This is a genomic window from Thermostichus sp. MS-CIW-37, from assembly GCF_054060065.1.
Map to the genome: position 1 here is coordinate 1 of NZ_JBSSCV010000066.1, position 1,097 is coordinate 1,097.

Annotated in this window: 1 pseudogene; it reads left to right on the forward strand. The window is 56.0% G+C overall.

Going from position 1 to position 1,097, the window contains the following annotated elements:
* Positions 1 to 1,024 (forward strand): annotated as a pseudogene (locus tag ACVWYZ_RS14290) (RNA-guided endonuclease InsQ/TnpB family protein); the annotation flags it as partial.
* Positions 1,025 to 1,097: the final 73 nt, after the last annotated feature.

Here is a 1,097-nt window from a genome sequence, read left to right on the forward strand (position 1 = left end):
GTCAACCAAAACACACCAGAAAAAGTAGTCAACGCAGTCAAACTCCAATCCCTTTGCTATTACCAGATTCGCGCTCGGTTTGGCTTGTCCAGTAATCTGGCCCAGCAGGTCTGCAGACGGGTGGCAGGCGCTCGCAAAGTGGCGAGACAGCGCAACCGTCCAGTTAAAGAGTTCAAGCGTAGGTTCGTTACCTACGATGCACGTATCTTTTCGTTTCGCGAGAAAGACTGGACAGTGTCGCTTGCCACGGTTGATGGAAGAGAAGGCTTTGAGCTAGCCATTGGCAACTACCAGAGGGGAATGCTGGCTGGCTCTAACCCCAAATCGGCCACCCTAGTCCAGCGGAAGGACGGCTTCTACTCCATCCAGATTTGTGTCGAGGCAGAGCCCCCCAAGCACCAGAACACCGACAAGGTGATTGGTGTTGACCTGGGACGGCGAGACATTGCACATACCTCCGAAGGAGACAACTGGAATGGACAGCAGCTGAACAAAGTCCGAGATCACTACTGTCGGTTAAGAGCGTCTCTTCAGCGCAAGGCCAGTAAGGGCACCCGCAGTTGCAGGCGGCGATGCCGTCAACTGCTGCAACGGCTGTCTGGCAAAGAGAGACGCTTTCAAGCTTGGGTGAACCACAGTATCGCTAAGCGCATCGTTAAAGCAGCTCAATCTCTTTCTGCCTGCATTGGGATTGAGGACTTAAGCGGCATTCGAGAACGCACCAATCAACACCCCCGCAGTCGTGAGGAGCGGCGGCGTAGCAATAGCTGGGCGTTCTACCAGCTGCGGCGGTTTATCGAATACAAGGCTGTGAGGGCGGGTGTCAAAGTGGTAGCTGTCCCTGCGGCCTATACCTCGCAGATCTGCCACAAGTGCCTGCATATTCATCCCGACTCCGCTCAATCCTATCGCAAGGGTAAGCAGTTCACATGCGGGCACTGCGGTTGGGAAGGGGATGCGGATTTTAACGGTGCGAAGGTGATTGCGCTTTTGGGGGCTGCCGTAAACCAGCCTAGAGGTCAAGCCTACGGCTCGCTTCGCGAACGTGGTTGGCTTGCCAACTGCAGGGCTACCGTTCGCGCCAGCGGGCCGGAGGC